This is a genomic window from Pseudomonas sp. NFACC45 (assembly GCF_900113505.1).
Classification (GTDB): Bacteria; Pseudomonadota; Gammaproteobacteria; order Pseudomonadales; family Pseudomonadaceae; genus Aquipseudomonas; species Aquipseudomonas tehranensis.
The window spans coordinates 154,532-171,221 of the sequence record NZ_FOPO01000003.1 but is presented as its reverse complement, the minus strand read 5'-3'; the positions used below and the strand labels follow the sequence as shown (position 1 = coordinate 171,221).

Here is a 16,690-nt window from a genome sequence, read left to right as displayed (position 1 = left end):
TTACTCGCCCGTCCCTCCAAGGGCGAAAACCCGATCAGTTTGGCATGCAGAAACAAGAAAGCCCGTCAGGAGACGGGCTTCAAAATGTGACAGGTTTCAGCGCTCAGAGAGGCTTGCCGCGGTTGCCATGCTGACTGACAAAGGCCTGCACGGCTTTCAAGTCATTGGGCAACACGGTGCAACGCTCATCTCGCTCAAACAAATCAGAAAGGTGTGCGGGTAGTTCGAGCGCTTTTCCTACACCGGCCTTCTCCACCGCTTCCGGAAACTTGACCGGATGAGCAGTGCCCAGGATCACCATCGGGATGTCCAGACTGCGACGGCACTCACGAGCGGCTTTCACACCGATGGCCGTATGTGGATCGAGCAATTCACCGCTCTGCTCGAACACCTCGGCAATGGTCTCGCAGGTTTGCGCATCATCCACCGCCAGGGAGTCAAACAGCTTGCGCGCTTCGGTCCAGCGCTCGGGCTCGACGCTGAAACCACCGCCCTGCCGGAAGCTGTCCATCAGGCCGGCAATTGCCGCGCCATTGCGACCGTGCAGGTCGAACAGCAAGCGCTCGAAGTTCGACGACACCATGATGTCCATGGACGGCGACAGCGTAGCGTGCAGGGTTTCCTTGACGTACTGGTTGCCGCTCATGAAGCGGTGCAGGATGTCGTTGCGGTTGGTGGCGACGATCAACTGGTTGATCGGCAGCCCCATGTTGCGCGCCAGATAACCGGCAAAGATATCGCCGAAGTTACCCGTAGGCACCGAGAACGATACCGAGCGGGCCGGGCCGCCCAATTGCAGGGCCGCGTGGAAGTAATAAACGATCTGGGCCATGATCCGCGCCCAGTTGATCGAATTCACCGCGACCAGCCGCGTACCCTTGAGGAAGCTCTGGTCGGCAAAACTGGCCTTGACCATTTCCTGGCAGTCATCGAAGTTGCCTTCGATGGCGATGTTATGGATGTTATCGCCGAAAATCGTCGTCATCTGCCGACGCTGCACTTCCGAGACACGGTTGTGCGGGTGCAGGATGAAAATGTCGACGTTCTCGCAATGCTTGCAGCCTTCGATGGCGGCCGAACCGGTATCGCCGGAAGTGGCACCGACAATCACGACACGCTCGCCACGCTTTTGCAGGACGTAGTCCAGCAGACGACCGAGCAATTGCAGGGCGAAGTCCTTGAAAGCCAGGGTCGGGCCGTGGAACAGCTCCATCACCCATTCGTTACCGTTGAGCTGACGCAGCGGTGCGATGGCGTTGTGGGAAAAGACGCCATAGGTCTCTTCCAGGATTTTCTTGAAGTCGGCATCCGGAATGCTGCCGGTGACAAACGGGCGCATGACCCGGAAGGCCAGCTCGTGATACGGCAAACCGGCCCAGGAGGCGATCTCTTCCTGGGTGAAGCGCGGCAGGTTTTCCGGCACATAGAGGCCGCCGTCCGTGGCCAGACCGGCCAGCAGGACATCTTCGAAATTCAGGGCCGGTGCCTGGCCGCGGGTGCTGATATAGCGCATGGGGGCAAACCTTTGGTTTGAGCTTCGAGCTACGAGCTACAAGCTACAAGTTAAAAGCAGCCGGGCTTCTACTTGTAGCTTGCAGCTCATGGCTTGCAGCTGTATTGACTTAACTTGCAGCTTTCAGCTTGGCGCTTGCAGCTGCTTCAATTCAAATGCTCGACGCGGATACGGACCACCGGCCCGACAACGCCCTGCAGGGCCTCCAACGCGGTGATCGCGTCGTTGATGCGCTGCTCGACCACACGATGGGTCAGCAGGATCATCGGCACCAGGCCATCGTGTTCCTCGACTTCCTTCTGCATGATCGACTCGATGTTGATGCCGCGCTCCGAAAGGATGCTCGCCACCTGAGCCAGTACCCCTGGGTGGTCCTTGGCCTGGATACGCAGGTAGTAGGCACTTTCGCATGCTTCGATCGGAAGAATCGGATGATCCGACAGCGAGTCCGGCTGGAAAGCCAGGTGTGGCACACGGTTCTCCGGGTCGGAGGTCATCGCACGCACCACATCCACCAGATCGGCCACCACCGAGGAAGCGGTCGGTTCCATGCCGGCGCCAGCGCCGTAGAACAGCGTGGAGCCGGCGGCGTCACCATTGACCATCACGGCGTTCATCACGCCGTTGACGTTGGCGATCAAGCGATCGGCCGGGATCAAGGTCGGGTGCACGCGCAGTTCGATGCCACTGGCCGTGCTACGGGCTACGCCCAGGTGCTTGATGCGGTAGCCCAAGGCTTCAGCGTAGTTCACGTCAGCGGTGGTCAGCTTGGTGATGCCTTCGGTGTAGGCCTTGTCGAATTGCAGCGGAATACCAAAGGCGATGGACGCCAGGATCGTCAGCTTGTGCGCCGCGTCGATGCCTTCCACGTCAAAGGTCGGATCGGCTTCTGCGTATCCCAGGGCCTGGGCCTCGGCGAGCACGTCTTCGAAGGTGCGACCCTTTTCGCGCATCTCGGTGAGAATGAAGTTCCCGGTGCCGTTGATGATCCCGGCGACCCAATTGATGCGATTGGCCGAAAGGCCTTCGCGGATCGCCTTGATCACCGGAATGCCACCGGCCACGGCGGCTTCGAACGCAACGATCACGCCTTTTTCCCGCGCCTTGGCGAAAATCTCATTACCGTGAACAGCGATAAGCGCTTTGTTCGCGGTGACCACATGCTTGCCATTCTCGATGGCCTTGAGTACCAGCTCGCGGGCAACGGTATAGCCGCCCATCAGCTCTATGACGATGTCGATCTCAGGGTTCGTGGCCACTTCGAAGACATCGTTGGTAATCGCAATACCGGTCGTCTGGAACTGAGGCTTTGGCGTGCGCATGGCAATTTGTGCCACTTCGATTCCACGCCCGGCACGACGAGCAATTTCCTCGGCGTTGCGCTGAAGTACGTTGAAGGTGCCGCCACCGACGGTACCTAACCCACAGATGCCTACTTTGACCGGATTCACTCTTGACTCCCCATGAAACGGCCGACGCAAGGTCGGCCGTGAAATACAGCCGCGCAGCAACGCGACTTTGTGTTTAACGGCCCGACGAAGGTTTTCGCCGAGCCGTGATCTTCATAAACGCACTGCCCATGATCATTTGGCGCCAAGGGCCAGTTTGGCGACTTGTGGCGCCGGCTGGTAGCCCGGAATCACCTGACCGTCCGCCAAAACGATGGCCGGCGTACCGTTCACACCGATGGACTGACCGAGGGCGAACTGCTTGGAAACCGGGTTTTCGCACTTGGCGGCCTTGATTTCCTTGCCATCGACCATTTTGTCCATGGCCGCTTTTTTGTCCTTGGAGCACCAGACCGCCTGCAACTGCTCATCACCCGGCGAACCCAGGCCCTGGCGCGGAAACGCCACATAGCGCACTTCGATGCCGCGCTTGTTCAGCTCCGGCACTTCGGCGTGCAGCTTGTGGCAATACGGGCAGGTGGTGTCGGTGAACACGGTAATGTGGGACTTGGTTTCGCCGACCGCCGGGTAAACCACGGTTTCGGCAACAGGAATGCCATTGATCAGCTTGGAAATGCCCTGGCGCTCGGTCTTCTCGGTGAGGTTGACCGGCTTGCCCCCCTTGAGCTCGAACAGGTTGCCCTGGACGATGTACTGGCCGTCGGCGCTGGCGTAGAGCACACGACTGCCCTGGAGCTTGACTTCATACAGGCCGGACATGGGGCTGGCAGTGATGGTTTCGATCGGCACCTCCATCTGAAGGTTTTCCAGGCTCTTGCGGATAGCCTTGTCGGCCGCGTCGTCGGCGATGGCAACAGTACTGGCCAACGCGATGGCGGCGGCGGTGAACATCTGGATCAAACGCATGGGAGCTCCTGAGACGGACAAATGGGACGGGGAACGCCGACCGGCAGATTCGGGTTCCAACCGCCCACTGTGCAAACCGGCAAAGCCTACCACATAAGGCCCGCGTGGCCGAATGCCGGTGATGCAAGACAATTGGCTGATGCCTTTTTTGTGGGGCCTTGGCTCACAGATCCGACATCCGCCACAGATCTCCTGTGGGAGCGAGCCTGCTCGCGATAGCGGTGGGTCAACTACATTGATGTTGAATGTGCCACCGTCATCGCGAGCAGGCTCGCTCCCACAGGGGGCTCATTCAACCGCGGGGGTGGTGTTTGGCGTGCAGATCCTGCAACCGCGCCCGGGCGACGTGGGTGTAGATCTGGGTGGTGGACAAGTCGCTATGGCCCAGCAGCATCTGCACCACCCGCAGGTCGGCGCCGTGATTGAGCAGGTGCGTGGCGAAGGCATGACGCAAGGTATGGGGGGACAGTGACTTGCCGATCCCGGCCACCTTGGCCTGGTGCTTGATGCGGTGCCAGAAAGTCTGGCGGGTCATCTGTTCGCCGCGCAGGCTGGGGAACAGCACGTCGCTGGGGCGCCCGCCCAGTAGTTCATGGCGGGCGTCGCGCATGTATCGCTCGACCCACACGATTGCCTCTTCGCCCATCGGCACCAGACGCTCCTTGCTGCCTTTGCCCATCACCCGCAGCACGCCCTGGCGCAGGTTGACCTGCTCCAGCGTCAGACTGATCAGCTCGGTGACCCGCAGGCCGCAGGCGTACAAAACCTCCAGCATGGCCCGATCGCGCTGACCGATGGCTTCGCTGAGGTCCGGCGCCGCCAGCAGCGCCTCTACATCAGCTTCGGACAAAGACTTGGGTAACGGTCGCCCCAGCTGCGGCATCTCCACGCGCAAGGTCGGATCCACCGCAATCAGCTTTTCCCGCAGTAAATAACGATAGAACCCACGCAAGCCCGAGAGAAACCGTGCGGTCGAGCGCGGCTTGTAGTTCTGCTCCAGACGCCACGCCAGGTGATCGAGGATCAACTCTCGCCCGGCATTGGCCAACTCCAGGCCTTGTTCCTGCAACCAGCCATTGAACAGCGCCAAGTCGCTGCGATAGGCATCGCGGGTGTTGTCGGACAGCCCCTTCTCCAGCCACAGGGCGTCGAGAAACTGGTCTATTAGCGGGTGATCAATGGCTGGCATAAAAACTCATGAGGGATGCGTGCGTACGCGGCATCGAAATGGAAATGATGAGATGCAGGGTGCTCAAAGACCAAATCGCAGGCAACAAAAAAGCAGCCCGCAGGCTGCTTTTTTTGCATCGGAAGCTGGACTTAAGCCAGTTTTTCCTTGATGCGAGCTGCTTTACCCGACAGGTCACGCAGGTAGTACAGCTTGGCTTTACGCACATCACCGCGACGCTTGACAGCCATGCTGTCGATTTGCGGGCTGTAGGTCTGGAAAGTACGCTCTACGCCAACACCGTTGGAGATTTTACGAACGGTGAATGCACTGTTTACGCCGCGGTTACGCTTGGCGATAACAACGCCTTCGAACGCTTGCAGACGCGAACGGTCGCCTTCCTTCACTTTCACCTGAACGACAATGGTGTCGCCCGGGGCAAAGGTAGGGATTTCTTTGGTCATCTGCTCTGCTTCGAGTGCAAGAATGATTTTGTTAGTCATGCTGTGCTCCTAAGGCAAGTCGTCGGACTTACCATCGATACGTTGTGAACTATCGTCCCGCTCGCGGATATATTCCTCGAGCAGCTTCTTCTCTTCTCCAGAAAGCGAGCGGCTTTCCAGAAGATCGGCGCGTCGTTCATAGGTCCGACCAAGGGACTGCTGTAAACGCCAACGCCGGATGTGCGCGTGGTTGCCACTTAGCAACACGTCGGGAACACGCTGATCCGCATACACCTCCGGTCGGGTGTAGTGCGGGCAATCCAGCAGACCATCCGTAAAGGAATCTTCCTCGGCGGAATCTGCATGCCCTAAAGCTCCAGGCAGCAGTCGTGTAACCGCATCGATCAGGACCATCGCCGGCAGCTCGCCGCCAGACAGTACATAGTCGCCAATCGACCACTCTTCATCGACATGAGCTTCAATAAAACGCTCGTCGATGCCTTCATAACGGCCGGCAATCAGGATCAATGCATCCGATTTTGCCAGCTCGCGTACCGCCGACTGAGTCAGCTGGCGGCCTTGGGGCGACAGGTAAATCACCTTCGCGCCCTCCCCGGCTGCGGTTCTGGCCTGAACCAGAGCGTCTTCCAGGGGCTTGATCTTCATCACCATGCCCGGACCACCGCCAAACGGGCGATCGTCCACAGTGTGATGCCGATCCGTGGTGTAGTCCCGCGGATTCCAACAGGTAAGCTGCAGCAGCTCCTGTTTCACCGCGCGGCTGGTTATGCCGTACTCGCTGATGGCGGAAAACATCTCGGGAAACAACGTGATGACTTCAACGCGCAAATTAGCCACGTTTAGAAATCCGCATCCCATTCCACCTTCATCTCGCCTGCTGCAAGGTCAACGGCCAACACGCATTGCTCGGTATAGGGCAACAGGCGTTCGCGATCATCCAGGCTGCCGACGCAAGGCTTGACCACCATGACATCGTTCGAACCGGTCTCGAGCAGGTGATCGATTTTCCCGAGCAGTTGCCCGAGGTGGTCGATGACCTTCAGACCCACCAGCTGGTACCAGTAGTACTCGCCGTCGGTCAGTTCAGGGAACAGGTTGCGTGGCACGCAGATCTCAAAACCGGCCAGAAGACGTGCTTCTTCACGATCATCGAGACCCTTGAGCTTTGCGACCAGGAACTTGTCGTTCCCACGTCCGCTGACCAGCTCAACCTGTTTCACGCTACCTTCGCGCTTGAGCGTCCAGGTTTTGTAGTCCAACAGGTTTTTGATCGGATCAGTAAAGGAATAAACCTTCACTTCGCCGCGAACGCCATGAACAGAATAGATTTTGCCGACAACGATCAAATCATCAGCATCTTTTGGCGTCGCGTTCATATTGCTCAGGCCGCAGCCTTAGCCGATTCCTTCAACAACTGAGCAACACGCTCAGAAGGTTGTGCACCAACGCTCAGCCAGTAGGCTACGCGCTCTTGGTTCACGGACAGACGAACTTCCTGACCACGGGCAACAGGGTTGAAGAAACCAACCTGCTCCTTGTGGGAACCGTCACGCGGGTTGCGGCTGTCGGTTACGGTCAGGTGGTAAAACGGGCGCTTTTTGGAGCCGCCAAGGGCAAGACGGATTGTTAGCATGTGAACATCGTTCCTGTAGTCGGTGCTGCAAATCTAAATGCACAGCGGGCATAGGTGCCCGAAAGGCCGCATATTCTAAGGAATATCCGGACTTTTGCAAATGTCTTTTTCCGGCGCCTGGCGCCGTGCGATCAAGATTTGCCATAGAGCCGTCATGAAAACGGCAGGTCAGCTCCCGCATAGCACGGGTTTGCTGGAGATCCCCGCATCCGTGCGGGGCAACGCCGGCATGACAGCCGGCGCAGATTCTTTACATTTTCGGCATGCCGCCGCCGGGCAACATACCGCCCATGCCGCGCATCATCTTGGCCATCCCGCCCTTGGCGGAGAATTTCTTCATCATCTTCTGCATCTGCTTGTGCTGCTTGATCAAGCGACCGATGTCCTGCACCTGGGTGCCGGACCCCATGGCGATGCGGCGTTTGCGCGAACCGCTGATCAGCTCAGGGTCGCGGCGCTCGGCCGGGGTCATGGAGTTGATGATGGCTTCCATCTGTTTGAACTGCTTTTCAGCCGCGCCCTGGGCATTGCCCATTTGCGCCAGGTTCACGCCACCGATGCTCGGCAGTTTGTCCATGAGGCCGCCGAGGCCGCCCATGCTCTTCATTTGTTGCAACTGATCGCGGAAGTCTTCGAGGTCGAAGCCCTTGCCCTTCTTCAGCTTCTTGGCCAGTTTGTCGGCCTTGTCCTTGTCGAGGGTCTGCTCGGCCTGCTCGATCAGGCTGAGCACGTCGCCCATGCCGAGGATCCGCGAGGCGATACGCTCGGGGTGGAACGGCTCGAGCGCTTCGCTCTTCTCGCCCATACCGATGAACTTGATCGGCTTGCCGGTGATGGCACGGACCGACAGCGCGGCACCGCCACGGGCATCACCGTCGACCTTGGTCAGGATCACGCCGGTCAGCGGCAGCGCATCACCGAACGCCTTGGCGGTGTTGGCCGCGTCCTGGCCGGTCATGGCATCGACCACGAACAGGGTTTCCACCGGGTTGATCGCGGCATGCAGCGCCTTGATCTCGCCCATCATCTCTTCGTCGATGTGCAGGCGACCGGCGGTATCCACGATGACCACGTCGATGAATTTCAGTTTTGCTTCTTTAATAGCCGCCTGAGCGATGTCCACCGGTTTCTGGCTCAGGTCGGACGGGAAGAATGTCACGCCGATGTCGTTGGCCAGGGTTTCGAGCTGTTTGATCGCCGCCGGGCGATAGATGTCCGCGGACACCACCATCACCGACTTCTTCTTGCGCTCTTTAAGGAAGCGCGCCAGCTTGCCGGCCGTGGTGGTCTTGCCCGCGCCCTGCAGGCCGGCCATCAGCACCACCGCTGGCGGCACGGCGCTCAGGTTCAGGTCTTCGTTGGCGGCGCCCATCAGGCTTTCGAGTTCGGCCTGGACGATCTTCACGAACGCCTGGCCCGGCGTCAGGCTGCGCGACACCTCGGCGCCGACGGCGCGCTCCTTGACCGAATTGACGAAGTCCTTGACCACCGGCAGGGCGACGTCGGCTTCGAGCAACGCCATGCGCACTTCGCGCAGGGTGTCTTTGATGTTGTCCTCGGTCAGCTTCGCCTTGCCGGTAACATGGCGCAGCGTCTGCGAGAGACGGTCGGTTAGGTTTTCAAACATGCGCGATCCTTTCAGGCCCAGATAAGACCGGGATAATGGCGGCCCAGACCGTAAAAAGTGTGCTCGGCGAGCCTGCGGCGTGGGCAGGTCGCGGATTATAGCGAAGACTGCGCCCGGCGCACACCTCGCCGTCAGTTGCGCTGGTCTTTCGTGCGGTGGGGATTGTATGCCAAACTCAGCGCCTTTCGGGCCTGCCTAACAGGATTTATGCTCCCCTTGTCACCCAGTTTGCTTGCCTCCCTCGCCGCCGCTTGTCTTTATGCCGCTGCGACCTTCTATCAAGGCTCCCGCCTGGCCTCCGGCGCCAAGGCGAACAAACGCCTGCTGGTCACGCTTGGCGTGCTGGCGGTGCTCGGCCACGCGGCCAGCCTTTATACCCACCTGATGACGCCAATTGGCCTGGGCCTGGACTTCTTCAACGCCGCCAGCCTCATTGCCGTGGCCGTGATCGCCCTGACGCTGCTGGCCTGTTCACGCATCCCGGTGGAAAACCTGCTGGTGCTGCTTTTCCCGCTGGGACTGACCACGGTGCTGCTGGCGCAATTCGCGCCGTCGGGCACGGTGCAGATCATCGATGAAGAACCGGGCATCCTGGCCCACATACTGCTGTCGATCCTCGCCTACGGCCTGTTCACCATCGCGGTGTTCCAGGCCCTGCTGCTGCTGGTGCAGGATCACCAGCTCAAGCACAAGCACCCCTCCGGGCTGATCCGCAACTTCCCGCCGCTGCAAACCATGGAAAGCCTGCTGTTCGGCTTCCTCTGGGCCGGCTGGACGCTGCTGTCGCTGTCGCTGCTCTCTGGCTGGTTGTTCGTCGAGAACCTGTTCGCCCAGCATCTGGTGCACAAAACCCTGCTGGCGTGCCTGGCGTGGGTGGTGTTCAGCGTACTGCTGTGGGGCCGCAACCGTCTGGGCTGGCGCGGCCATAAAGCCATTCGCTGGACCCTGGCCGGTTTCTGCCTGCTGATGCTGGCGTACTTCGGCAGCAAGTTGGTTCGTGAATACATTCTGCATGTCTGACGGACGGCTCTGATGGATAGGTTGCCCATGGGCCCGCTGTTCGCTGTACTGGTCGTGCTGATCCTCTGGTCCGCCCTGTTCACGGCCATCGAAGCCGCCCAGCAGCATTTGCTGGCCCAGCGCAAGGCTTCGCGCGCCGGTGACAAACCGCTGGCGAAGCTGAGCTTCCCCCGGGACAGTCTGATTCTGTGCAATACCCTCTGCCGCGCCCTCGCGGTGGTGATAGGAACACTGCTGGCGATCTTTACCTGGTTGCAACACGGCCCCTGGGTGGCTTGGCTCGGTACCAGTGCGGCCTTGCTGGTCTTTGCCGATTACCTGCCGCGCACCCTGGCCACCCGCCATCCCGATGCGGTACTGGCGTTGGGCAACGCCTTGCTTGGCGTGCCCTTGAAGATTCTTTATCCATTTGCCTGGCTGTTGAATGGCATCAGTCAGTTGCTGCTGCGTCCGTTTGCCCGCCAGGCAAGTGCGGTACAGCAGAACGACGATGAAATGCCTGCCCCCGCGCGCAACGATCACGACCCCGAATACAACAGCGGCCGGCCGCATCCGGCTTCCGGCATCCATGCCCTGGACAACATTACCGTCAACGATATTCTCGTCCCCCGCAGTGAGGTCGATGGCATCAACCTCGACGACCCCATCGGCGACATCATTGAACAGTTGCGCCTGAACCGCCGCACTCGCCTGCCGGTGTTTCACAGCGACATCAACCAGGTCGAAGCGGTGCTCAACACCCGCCAGATCCGCCACCTGCTCAAGGACGCGAGCCTGACCCAGGAAGCGTTGCTGGCTGCCTGCCACGAACCCTACTTCGTTCCCGAAAGCACGCCACTGCAGCTGCAATTGCTGAATTTCCACAAGCAGCAACGGCGTCTGGGCATGGTGGTAGATGAATATGGCGAAGTGCTGGGCATTGTCACCCTGGAAGACATCCTTGAAGAAATCGTCGGGGAGTTCGAAAGCGAGCACAGCCTCGACAACCCCCACGTCCATCCCCAGCCTGATGGACGCCTCATGATCGATGGCGCCGCGTCGATCCGCGAGCTGAACAGGACGCTGGGCTGGCACCTGCCTTGCGAAGGCCCCAAGACCCTCAACGGCCTGGTGACCGAAGCACTGGAGACCATTCCCGAAAGCCCGGTCTGCCTGAAGATTGGTCGCTACCGCCTGGAAATCATCGAAACCGTGGACAACCGCGTCAGCCAGGTGCTGGTGTGGCACAACAGTTCGGTGCCTGCAGCACTCTAACCCCATCTGCGGCGAGGGAACTTGCTCCCTCTGGGCTGCGTGTAGGAGCTGCCGAAGGCTGCGATCTTTTGATCTTTTGATCTTTCGCTTGAGACTCAAGTGTTTGGGGAGAGATCGCAGCCTCGTTGCACTCGACAGCTCCTACACAGCTCCTGCGTGTCCTGCGCGCGCCAGCGGGAGCACGCTCCCTCGCCACAGGGGTTGTGCGCAAGCGCCACTATTGCGTTGGGGCTCTCTTGTTGAATCGTTAGCACCCTTCCTATACTCAACCCGCTTATCCAGCGCCGCCCGAACCTTGTGCTTACCCCGCACCCAACCGGTTTCGGCCAGTCCATCGGCAAAATCTGCATCAACCCTGGGACTGTTCCTACCGGAAACAGCGCCAGCGGCCCGAGGGAGTTCGACCATAATAATTCGCTCCAATGGAGCACATGACTGTCAGGGATAACCGCATGACAACGACCACTTGCAACGAAGCTGTGTCTGCGCCGCCGACGAACTCCGCCACCCGCGTGGCGACCGCCAGTTTCATCGGCACGGCCATCGAGTTCTATGACTTCTACGTCTACGCCACGGCCGCGGCCCTGGTGATCGGGCCGGTGTTCTTCCCGCAGACTTCAGGCACGGCACAAATGCTCTCGTCCTTCCTGACGTTCGGCATCGCCTTCCTCGCTCGCCCGTTGGGCTCGGCGCTGTTCGGCCACTTCGGCGACCGGATCGGGCGCAAGTCCACGCTGGTGGCGTCCCTGCTGCTGATGGGTGTGTGTACCACGCTGATCGGCGTGCTGCCCGGTTACGCCAGCATTGGCGCCTGGGCGCCGATCCTGCTGTGCGTGCTGCGTTTTGGCCAGGGGCTAGGCCTGGGCGGTGAATGGGGTGGCGCGGCGTTGCTCGCCACCGAGAACGCGCCCAAGGGCAAACGCGCCTGGTTCGGCATGTTTCCCCAACTGGGGCCCTCGATCGGCTTTCTGGCGGCCAACGGATTGTTCCTGACCCTGGCTATGACTCTGGACGACGAGCAGTTCCGTTCCTGGGGCTGGCGGATCCCGTTCCTGCTCAGTGCGGTGCTGGTGATCGTCGGCCTCTATGTACGACTCAAGCTTCATGAAACCCCCGTATTCGCCGATGCCATGGCCCGCCAGGAACGGGTGAAAGTCCCGCTGATCGAGCTGTTCAGCCAATACTGGGCGCCGACGTTGCTGGGGGCGGCGGCGATGGTGGTGTGTTATGCGCTGTTCTACATCTCGACCGTGTTTTCCCTGAGCTACGGCGTATCCACCCTCGGCTACAGCCGCGAAACCTTCCTCGGCCTGCTGTGCTTTGCAGTGCTGTTCATGGCCGCCGCGACGCCGCTGTCGGCCTGGGCCAGCGACCGCTACGGGCGCAAACCGATTCTGATCATCGGGGGTGTGCTGGCAATTGCCTCGGGGTTCCTCATGGAACCCTTGCTGACCCAGGGCACGACCTGGGGCGTGGCGCTGTTCCTGTGCATCGAGCTGTTTCTGATGGGCGTGACTTTCGCCCCCATGGGCGCCTTGCTACCGGAACTGTTCCCCACCCATGTGCGCTACACCGGCGCCTCGGCCGCCTATAACCTGGGCGGCATCGTCGGCGCTTCGGCCGCCCCGTTCTTTGCCCAGAAACTGGTGGCCATGGGCGGCTTGAGTTACGTTGGCGGTTATGTCTCGGGGGCCGCGGTGCTCAGCGTGATCGCCGTGCTGTGCCTGAAGGAGACGCGCCATAACGATTTGAACAGGGTCGCCTGACCTGAAGACTGACGCGAACCCCAAACTGCGTAGGAGCTGACGAGCGAAGCGAGGCTGCGATCTTTCCACAAACGCTCGAGGTCCAAGTGAAAGATCAAAAGATCGCAGCCTCGCTTCGCTCGACAGCTCCTACGGATGTCAAACCCGCCAATGAAATAACAGCTAACAATCGTCCACCATTGAAACCACCCCTCACCTGCCCCATCTAAGACCCATACTCCATTGCGCAGGTGCCCCATGAGCGACCAGCACTCTACCGAAGCCACGAACGATTACGCCGACCCCGAACACATCGAACACACCTCCTCCGGCACCGGCCTGGCCCTGCCCGGCCAGAACCTGCCGGACAAGGTCTACATCATTCCAATCCACAATCGCCCGTTCTTCCCGGCCCAGGTGCTGCCGGTCATTGTCAATGAGGAACCCTGGGCTGAAACCCTGGAATTGGTCGCCAAATCCGAACATCATTCCCTGGCGCTGTTTTTCATGGACACGCCCCAGGAAGATCCGCGCCACTTCGACACGTCGGCGTTGCCGCTGTACGGCACGCTGGTCAAGGTGCACCACGCCAGTCGCGAAGGCGGCAAACTGCAGTTCGTCGCCCAGGGCCTGACCCGCGTGCGCATCCGTACCTGGCTCAAGCACCATCGCCCACCGTACCTGGTGGAAGTCGAATACCCGCACCAGCCAAGCGAGCCGACCGACGAGGTCAAGGCATATGGCATGGCGCTGATCAATGCGATCAAGGAACTGCTTCCACTCAATCCGCTGTACAGCGAAGAGCTGAAGAACTATCTCAACCGCTTCAGCCCCAACGACCCGTCGCCCCTGACTGACTTTGCCGCTGCGCTCACCTCGGCCACCGGCAGTGAGTTGCAGGAAGTGCTCGATTGCGTCCCCATGCTCAAGCGCATGGAAAAAGTGCTGCCGATGCTGCGCAAGGAAGTTGAAGTCGCGCGGCTGCAGAAGGAGATTTCTGCTGAGGTCAATAACAAGATTGGCGAACATCAGCGCGAATTCTTCCTCAAGGAGCAGTTGAAGGTTATCCAGCAAGAGCTGGGGCTGACCAAGGACGACCGCAGCGCCGATCTCGAACAATTCGAGCAACGGCTGGAGGGCAAGGACCTGCCGGCCCAGGCGCAAAAGCGCATCGAAGAGGAAATGAACAAGCTCTCGATCCTGGAAACCGGCTCGCCGGAATACGCCGTCACCCGCAATTACCTCGATTGGGCGACGTCGGTGCCGTGGGGCGTGTATGGCCAGGACAAGCTCGACCTCAAGCACGCGCGCAAGGTGCTCGACCAGCACCACGCAGGACTGGGGGACATAAAGGACCGCATCCTCGAGTTTCTCGCCGTGGGTGCCTATAAAGGTGAAATCAGCGGTTCCATCGTGCTGCTGGTGGGACCGCCGGGGGTGGGCAAGACCAGCGTCGGCAAGTCCATCGCCGAAACCCTGGGCCGGCCGTTTTACCGCTTCAGCGTCGGCGGCATGCGCGATGAAGCCGAAATCAAGGGCCATCGACGCACCTACATCGGTGCCCAGCCGGGCAAACTGGTGCAGGCGCTCAAGGACGTCGAAGTGATGAACCCGGTGATCATGCTCGACGAGATCGACAAGATGGGCCAGAGCTACCAGGGCGATCCGGCCTCGGCCCTGCTGGAAACCCTCGACCCAGAGCAGAACGTCGAATTCCTCGATCACTACCTGGACCTGCGCCTGGACCTGTCGAAAGTGCTCTTCGTGTGCACCGCCAACACCCTGGACTCGATCCCCGGGCCACTGCTGGACCGGATGGAAGTGATTCGCCTGTCGGGTTATATCACCGAAGAAAAGATCGCCATCGCCAAACGCCATTTGTGGCCCAAACAACTGGCCAAGGCTGGTGTGGCCAAAGGCAGCCTGAGTATCACCGACAGCGCTCTCAAGGCCCTGATCGACGGCTATGCCCGTGAAGCTGGGGTGCGCCAGCTGGAGAAACAGCTGGGCAAGCTGGTGCGCAAGGCGGTGATGAAACTGATCGACGACCCGAAGGCCGTGATCAAGCTCGGGCCCAAGGACCTCGAGGCATCCCTGGGCAAGCCGGTGTTCCGCAACGAGCAAGTGCTGTCCGGCATCGGTGTGATTACCGGCCTGGCCTGGACCAGCATGGGCGGCGCGACTCTGCCGATCGAAGCGACGCGCATCCACACGCTCAATCGCGGCTTCAAGCTCACCGGGCAACTGGGGGAGGTGATGAAGGAGTCAGCGGAAATCGCCCACAGCTACGTCAGCTCGCATTTGAAGCAATTTGGCGGCGATCCGAAGTTCTTCGACGAAGCCTTCGTTCACTTGCACGTACCGGAAGGCGCCACCCCCAAGGACGGTCCGAGTGCTGGGGTAACCATGGCCAGCGCCTTGCTGTCCCTGGCTCGCAACCAGGCGCCGAAAAAAGGCGTGGCCATGACCGGCGAACTGACCCTCACCGGGCACGTGCTGCCGATTGGTGGAGTGCGCGAGAAAGTGATCGCCGCGCGACGGCAGAAAATCAATGAGCTGATCCTGCCGGAAGCCAACCGGGGCAACTTCGAAGAACTGCCGGACTACCTCAAGGAAGGCGTCACCGTGCACTTTGCCAAGCGGTTTGCCGATGTGGCGAAGGTGTTGTTCTGACAGTTCTGTAGCGTCCGTGCAGGCCCCATCGCGAGCAGGCTCGCTCCCACAGTGGATTTTGTGTTGTTCGCAGAACTTGTGATCCACACGGCCCCATGTGGGAGCGAGCCTGCTCGCGATGGGGCCATGAGCAACAACACATCCCCATCTGACACACCCAGTAGCATCTTCGGTTATGCTCGCCGTTCGTCGTGAATGCCGGAGCCCTTATGTCCCTCACCCGCCTGCTCGTCCCTTTAAGCCTTGCCCTGCTGAGCGCCTGTGCCACGCAACCGAAACACAACGTGACCGTGGAAAAACTGAGCCAGTGCCCGGTGCAGCTCACTAACGGCCAGAACCTGATCCTGAATTTGCCCAGCAACCCCAGCACCGGTTATCGCTGGGCGATCCAGGACTCGGCCGGCGGCGTGCTGAAGGCCTTGGGACCTGAGGTTTACCGCAATCCGGAAGACGCCGGCATCGTCGGCGCGGCCGGGGTATCAACCTGGCGTTTCCAGGCATTTACGGCAGGAACCGGTCGCTTGCGCCTGACTTATCAACAGCCCTGGGCACCTGAAGTACCGCCGGTGGAAACCTTCGACTGCGCCATTTCGGTGAATTGACCATGGGTTGGCTGATCCTTGCATTGATGGGCGCGGCCACCTATGTGTATGGGCTCACAGTGCATGCCACCCTGCTGTGCCTGCTGGTCAAGCCGATGCCAGTACTGGCCCTGCTCGGCTGGCTGCACGATGCGCCACCCAGCGAATATCGACGCTGGATCAGCCTGGGATTGATTTTCTCGCTGGTGGGCGATGTGCTGCTGGCTTGGCCCGGGGATCTGTTCGTGTTCGGCCTTGGCGCGTTTCTGCTGGCGCACCTGGCCTATCTGAAAGCCTACCTCAGCGACTGTCGCCGTCCGGCGTTGCTCTCGCTGGCCCTGGCCTTGGGGCTTGGCGCAACGCTGCTGGGGATTCTGATATCGAGCGGTCTCGGGCCTTTGCTGGTCCCGGTGATTGTCTATGGCCTGGCCATCAGCGCCATGCTCTGGCGTGCGCTGGCGCGATTGGGCACCGAAGTCCCCGAGCGTTCGGCCTGGCTGGCCGCTGCCGGGGCCCTGGCGTTCGTATTTTCCGACAGTGTCATTGGCATCAACCGCTTCGTGGCGCCCTTTCATGCCGCGCCTTACCTGATCATCATCAGCTACTGGCTGGGCCAGTGGGGGATTGCGGCATCAGCGTTCAGCCAAAAACCGCATTGAGCCAGCGAGCAAGCTTGCCTCCCACAAAGGCTCGCTCC

Annotated in this window: 15 protein-coding genes; 6 read left to right on the top strand and 9 right to left on the bottom strand. The window is 60.4% G+C overall.

Features of this window, described 5'->3' with window-relative positions; genetic code table 11:
- Positions 1 to 103: 103 nt before the first annotated feature.
- The 9 genes from thrC to ffh all read right to left on the bottom strand — a co-directional run bounded on the left by thrC (position 104) and on the right by ffh (position 8,720).
- The gene (thrC, locus tag BM132_RS06390) at positions 104 to 1,513 is read right to left on the bottom strand and encodes a threonine synthase (RefSeq protein WP_092454087.1); all 1,410 of its coding nucleotides are present in this window, start codon (positions 1,511 to 1,513) and stop codon (positions 104 to 106) included.
- A 146-nt stretch (positions 1,514 to 1,659) separates the two neighbouring features.
- A complete protein-coding gene (locus BM132_RS06385; RefSeq protein ID WP_047227506.1) occupies positions 1,660 to 2,964 on the bottom strand; it encodes a homoserine dehydrogenase in 1,305 nt (434 codons plus the stop codon).
- Positions 2,965 to 3,096: 132 nt separating this feature from the next.
- Complete coding sequence (gene dsbC, locus BM132_RS06380) at positions 3,097 to 3,828, bottom strand: bifunctional protein-disulfide isomerase/oxidoreductase DsbC (RefSeq protein WP_092402674.1); 732 nt, start codon at positions 3,826 to 3,828, stop codon at positions 3,097 to 3,099.
- A gap of 292 nt (positions 3,829 to 4,120) precedes the next feature.
- Positions 4,121 to 5,017: a site-specific tyrosine recombinase XerD gene (gene xerD, locus BM132_RS06375; RefSeq protein WP_047227504.1), complete on the bottom strand. Its 897-nt coding sequence runs from the start codon at positions 5,015 to 5,017 to the stop codon at positions 4,121 to 4,123.
- Positions 5,018 to 5,148: 131 nt separating this feature from the next.
- On the bottom strand, positions 5,149 to 5,499 hold the full coding sequence (gene rplS, locus BM132_RS06370; protein WP_003175895.1) for a 50S ribosomal protein L19: 351 nt from the start codon (positions 5,497 to 5,499) through the stop codon (positions 5,149 to 5,151).
- A gap of 9 nt (positions 5,500 to 5,508) precedes the next feature.
- Positions 5,509 to 6,318, bottom strand: a complete 810-nt coding sequence (gene trmD / locus BM132_RS06365; RefSeq protein ID WP_177193387.1) for a tRNA (guanosine(37)-N1)-methyltransferase TrmD — start codon at positions 6,316 to 6,318, stop codon at positions 5,509 to 5,511.
- Positions 6,300 to 6,836, bottom strand: coding sequence for a ribosome maturation factor RimM (rimM, locus tag BM132_RS06360; protein WP_092454085.1), 537 nt, complete (start codon positions 6,834 to 6,836; stop codon positions 6,300 to 6,302). The genes trmD and rimM overlap by 19 nt, the downstream gene beginning before the upstream one ends.
- A 5-nt stretch (positions 6,837 to 6,841) precedes the next feature.
- A complete protein-coding gene (gene rpsP, locus BM132_RS06355; protein ID WP_003198088.1) occupies positions 6,842 to 7,093 on the bottom strand; it encodes a 30S ribosomal protein S16 in 252 nt (83 codons plus the stop codon).
- Positions 7,094 to 7,343: 250 nt separating this feature from the next.
- Positions 7,344 to 8,720 (bottom strand): signal recognition particle protein, encoded by a 1,377-nt coding sequence (ffh, locus tag BM132_RS06350; RefSeq protein ID WP_092402670.1) that lies wholly within the window; start codon positions 8,718 to 8,720, stop codon positions 7,344 to 7,346.
- A gap of 207 nt (positions 8,721 to 8,927) precedes the next feature.
- Between ffh and BM132_RS06345 the strand changes: the two genes are divergently transcribed.
- From BM132_RS06345 to BM132_RS06320, 6 genes are all read left to right on the top strand, one after another.
- Entirely contained in the window at positions 8,928 to 9,740 is an 813-nt protein-coding gene (locus BM132_RS06345) for a cytochrome C assembly family protein (RefSeq protein ID WP_092454084.1), read from the top strand.
- Positions 9,741 to 9,752: 12 nt separating this feature from the next.
- Positions 9,753 to 10,994, top strand: a complete 1,242-nt coding sequence (locus BM132_RS06340; RefSeq protein WP_092454082.1) for an HlyC/CorC family transporter — start codon at positions 9,753 to 9,755, stop codon at positions 10,992 to 10,994.
- A 452-nt stretch (positions 10,995 to 11,446) separates the two neighbouring features.
- The gene (locus tag BM132_RS06335) at positions 11,447 to 12,760 is read left to right on the top strand and encodes an MFS transporter (protein WP_092454080.1); all 1,314 of its coding nucleotides are present in this window, start codon (positions 11,447 to 11,449) and stop codon (positions 12,758 to 12,760) included.
- Between the two features lie 237 nt (positions 12,761 to 12,997).
- Positions 12,998 to 15,412, top strand: coding sequence for an endopeptidase La (gene lon / locus BM132_RS06330; RefSeq protein ID WP_092454078.1), 2,415 nt, complete (start codon positions 12,998 to 13,000; stop codon positions 15,410 to 15,412).
- A gap of 209 nt (positions 15,413 to 15,621) precedes the next feature.
- Entirely contained in the window at positions 15,622 to 16,014 is a 393-nt protein-coding gene (locus BM132_RS06325) for a protease inhibitor I42 family protein (protein ID WP_092402658.1), read from the top strand.
- 2 nt (positions 16,015 to 16,016) lie between these two features.
- Positions 16,017 to 16,652 (top strand): lysoplasmalogenase, encoded by a 636-nt coding sequence (locus BM132_RS06320; RefSeq protein WP_092402655.1) that lies wholly within the window; start codon positions 16,017 to 16,019, stop codon positions 16,650 to 16,652.
- The last annotated feature ends 38 nt before the right edge of the window (positions 16,653 to 16,690 follow it).